This is a genomic window from Phenylobacterium sp. (assembly GCF_030697925.1).
Taxonomy (GTDB): domain Bacteria; phylum Pseudomonadota; class Alphaproteobacteria; order Caulobacterales; family Caulobacteraceae; genus Phenylobacterium.
The window spans coordinates 1-4,017 of sequence record NZ_JAUYOJ010000135.1 but is presented as its reverse complement, the minus strand read 5'-3'; the positions used below and the strand labels follow the sequence as shown (position 1 = coordinate 4,017).

At 65.7% G+C, this 4,017-nt stretch carries 3 protein-coding genes and 1 pseudogene; 2 read left to right on the top strand and 2 right to left on the bottom strand.

What is annotated here, in order from left to right; genetic code table 11:
* Positions 1 to 885: AMP-binding protein (locus tag Q8Q88_RS12385; RefSeq protein ID WP_305675497.1), on the bottom strand; the 885-nt coding region annotated here is incomplete at its 3' end.
* A 455-nt stretch (positions 886 to 1,340) separates the two neighbouring features.
* The gene (locus tag Q8Q88_RS12380; RefSeq protein ID WP_305675496.1) at positions 1,341 to 1,922 is read right to left on the bottom strand and encodes a helix-turn-helix domain-containing protein; all 582 of its coding nucleotides are present in this window, start codon (positions 1,920 to 1,922) and stop codon (positions 1,341 to 1,343) included.
* A 588-nt stretch (positions 1,923 to 2,510) separates the two neighbouring features.
* Between Q8Q88_RS12380 and Q8Q88_RS12375 the strand changes: the two genes are divergently transcribed.
* Positions 2,511 to 3,710, top strand: coding sequence for an iron-containing alcohol dehydrogenase (locus Q8Q88_RS12375; protein ID WP_305675495.1), 1,200 nt, complete (start codon positions 2,511 to 2,513; stop codon positions 3,708 to 3,710).
* A 115-nt stretch (positions 3,711 to 3,825) separates the two neighbouring features.
* Positions 3,826 to 4,017: pseudogene (locus tag Q8Q88_RS12370) on the top strand (MFS transporter); the annotation flags it as partial.

Below are 4,017 nucleotides of genomic sequence, written 5' to 3'. Positions count from 1 at the left end.
GGTCCGGCCGATGAGTTCCGGCGTCGGACGCCCATCGTCGATGTAGAGCGTGCCGCCGTCGCGCAGGATTCCATGCAGCGTGTTGTTTCCGCCCATGGTGTGGTGCCATGGCATCCAGTCGACCATCACCGGCGGCTCATGATCCAGAATAAGCAGGCTCGCGCTGTGGATCGCGCTGCAGAGCATCCGCTGCGTCTGCGGCACCCCCTTTGGCGTTCCGGTAGATCCCGAGGTGAACAGGATCTTGGCCACGTCGTCAGGACCGAGGTTATTCAGACGGTTGTCCACCTCGGCCGTGGCTTCATTCGCCTCCAGGGCCGCAAAGCTTGTGGCCGTGGCGTCCGCCTCGACACTCACCCACTCGGCGTTCGCCAGGCCGGGAATCGTCCGGACCCGGTCCAGCCCTCGCGTGGACTGCACGAAGACCATGGCCGGCTTGAGGATCTCGGCAATTCCGGCGAGCCGGCCCAGGCCTTCAGGATGCAGGCTATAGGCGGGCGAGATGGGAGCCACGGGCACCCCCGCCGCCATGCCGGCGAAGGTGATCAGCGCGTGCTCGATCGAGTTGCCAGTGAGGATCGCGATGGGATGATCCTGGGTGAGCTCTCGAGCCAGCAGCGACTGCGCAATCTTCCGCACGCGCCGCCACGCATCGGCGTAGGTGACACGCCGCCACTCGCCAGCGACGTCACGTTCGGCAAGGAAGGTCCGCGCGGGAGCTTCCAGCGACCAGCGGCGCAGATATTCGCAAAGCTGGACCTGACCCTCGGTCACCACGATGGGAGAGCGAAGGACAAGGCTGCCATCCTCGCGATAGCTGATGTCCACCGCCTTGGGTGCGAACCCGCTGTCAACATCCAGGTCCGCGTTCAGGGTCTCGCCCATCGTTTCCTCACCTCGCCACGTGGCCTACGGCAGCGCAGCTGAGCGCACCGCCGAGAGACCGCATCGACGTTCCTGCGAGCTGTTTCCGCTCTTCCGTGGCCCGCTGACCAGCGCTCCTTAGTGCGTTCTTTTTTGGCATCCGTCAAGGCGGAGCGGAGCGGCGCGGCGCTGCGGAAGTGCTCCACGCTTCCGGCGCGCACATGAGGCTTCCGCATCGGTCGGACCGACACGATACGTTCCAGATTCTTACTGCCGTAGCTTGACTAGATCCGGCGTCGCCTGTTCCGCCCCCGGCGAAGGGAGGCGTAGCCGTCCGCCCTCTAGTTGGGGCCTACGCCACCGGGCGGAGCGCGGCGCCGCGGAGGGCTCGATCAACAGTGGCCCATTTGACGCAGAACCGCGGCCGAAGCGTCGGCGGTCAGGACGGCGACGTCAGTGCGAAGACGCGGTTGCGATCAAGCGACCGCCGTCTTGACCTTGCTCTTCACCCTGGCCTTCGGCTTAGCTTCACCAACAACCGACGCCTTCTCTCTGGCCGGTCGACGGCGGGGGCTCGCGGCGAGCTCTATCGGCATGTGCTGGGGGTGGCGCGCGCCGGGTCCGGGCGAGGTGCGGACCTCGCGCGGATCCAGCGGCTCCTGGCACTCCGAGCAGACCATCACCGGATCGAACTGGTGATTGCACTTCAGATGCTCATGCAGGAGCGGTCGCCCCTTCTTGCCGGCCATGTGGACATCGCCCCAGTGAACGATCGACATGATCACAGGGTGGAGATCCAGCCCTTTGGGCGTGAGGCGGTACTCGTAGCGGGTGGGGTTGGTCTGGTAGGCCACCTTCGTCAGCACGAAGGCGTCCACGAGCTTGTTCAGGCGGTCGGCCAGGATGGGGCGGCCGATGCCAAGCCGCTCCTGGAAGTCGTCAAACCGCCGGACTCGTAGGAAGCAGTCGCGTAAGATCATCAGCGTCCAGCGGTCGCCGATCACCGACAAGGTACGGGCCACAGAACATGCCTGATCCTCAAGCTCGCTCCACTGCACAGCCAATCTCCATTCCAATATGTCAGGACCCGACCAATATGCCGGGACCAAATGCCGAATATGAACCCATATAGCATGGTCACCTGCTTCGTTCCACCCTTGCCGGGGGCGGGCGCCCGCCCCCGGCCCGCATCGCAAAATCTGCTCCCGGCTCGACATCTGAGCGCGTTTTCAGCTGGTTTATGGCGGTGCGAGTTCTAGAATCGATTCGACAGTGCCCACTCCGCCTTGCCAGGCCGCATTTCTTGTGACGTCGGACATACGGGGCCGTGGCCCGAACTTGATCAGCTCGGAGCGGACACCGCCCCCGCACCGCGAACGCTGCGCCGCCCTGACGCGATCCGACAAGATGCTGTTTGCAATGATCTAGAGAGACTCCGCTGAGTCAGTCGACCTCCGAGGCGTGCAAGTACCTGGGGCCCACCCAATGAGTTCGCCGCGCCAATTGCGGACACCCGGAAGCTCCCGCATTCATCCGCACAAATTCATGTGCGTTCTGTTTTCATACTTTTATGAGTGCGACTTTGGGACTACCGTTGCGAAAGCCTGACGCATTCGCGGCGCCGGGAACAAAAGGGAGGAGCGAAGATGCGGCTCGCGGGTGTTCAGAACTTTCCACCGATGGACCGGGTGCTGTTTGGGCAGCCGGCGGCCGGCATGGTCCTGGCTGAAGCCCAGCGGCTTGGCGCGACCCGCGTTTACCTCGTGGTGAGCCATACGCTCAACACGACGACCGACGAGATCGAGAAGATCCAGACGAAGCTGGGCGACCGCTACGCTGGAACCTTCGATCGCGTGCCGCAGCACACGACCCGCGCGAACGCCGTCGAGATCGCCAAAGCTGCGACGGCGGCGGGGGCCGACCTCCTGGTGGCCGTAGGCGGCGGCTCCGTGGTCGACGTGGTCAAGATCGTCACGATGTGCATGGAGCACGAGATCTTCGAGGAGGATGGCCTCGACGGCTATGAGCTGACCGCAGGCGCGCCGGGGGCCCCGACCGTATCGAAGCAGTTCCGCGCGCCACGAGTGCGCTCGATCGCGGTCCCGACCACGCTGAGCGGCGGCGAGTACAACGCCGGCGCGCTGGTGACCGACACGCGGCGGGACTGGAAGCAGGTCTTCCATCACCCCCTGATGATGCCGCACTCGATCATCCTGGATCCGAAGATCACCCTCCACACCCCCGAGACCCTCTGGCTGGGATCCGGCACACGCTCGATGGACCATGGCATCGAGGCCTTGTGCGCCAAGCTCGGCACCCCGCTGGTGGATGCCGTCGTCACGGAGGGGATCGGCCTGCTCGCCGAGGGCCTACGTCGCTGCAAGTCCGATCCGACGGACCTGGAGGCCCGGCGCCTGGCGCAATACGGCTCCTGGCTCTCAGCCTTCGGCCTGCAGACCCGGGTCCCCATGGGCGCGAGCCACGCGATCGGCCACGTCCTGGGCGGGACGTTCGGCGTGCCGCACTACTTGATCACCCCGGTCCTGATGCCGCACGTCCTGCGGTACAATCGCCCGGTCACCGAGGACGCGCAGCGCCGCATTTCGGCGGCCCTAGGCGCCGCCGGCCGCAGCGCCGCCGACGCTTTCGAGCAATTGATCCAGGAACTGGGCCTGCCGGGCAGATTGAGCGACGTGGGCATTCAGCCGAGCGATTATCAACGGATCGGCGAGATCGCGGTGAAGTCGGTCTTCGCTCCCGCCAACCCGCGCCCGCTGGCCCAGCCAGCCGACGTCGTCGCCCTGCTCGAGACGATGAAGGACCAGACAGCCGGCCAGCCCGCCTGAGCGCGCCGGTCAGCCGAACGAGATAGCCCACTCCGCGCGACCAGCGGCGGCGTCCCGCGCGCGCGCGTGGACGCCGCCGCCACGCCCCGCTGCCGCCAACCCGCCAGGACACCCCATGAACGCGCCGCTAATTCAAAAGGCCGAGCCTGCGCTCGCCGAGACCCTTGCAAGCGCTCCCTACTCGGCCGGCTACACCCGCTACGCAATGTGGCTGCTGCTCGGCATCTACATCGCCAACTTCCTGGACCGCCAAATCATCACGATCCTGGCCGAGCCCATCAAGCAGGATCTCGGGCTCGATGATTGG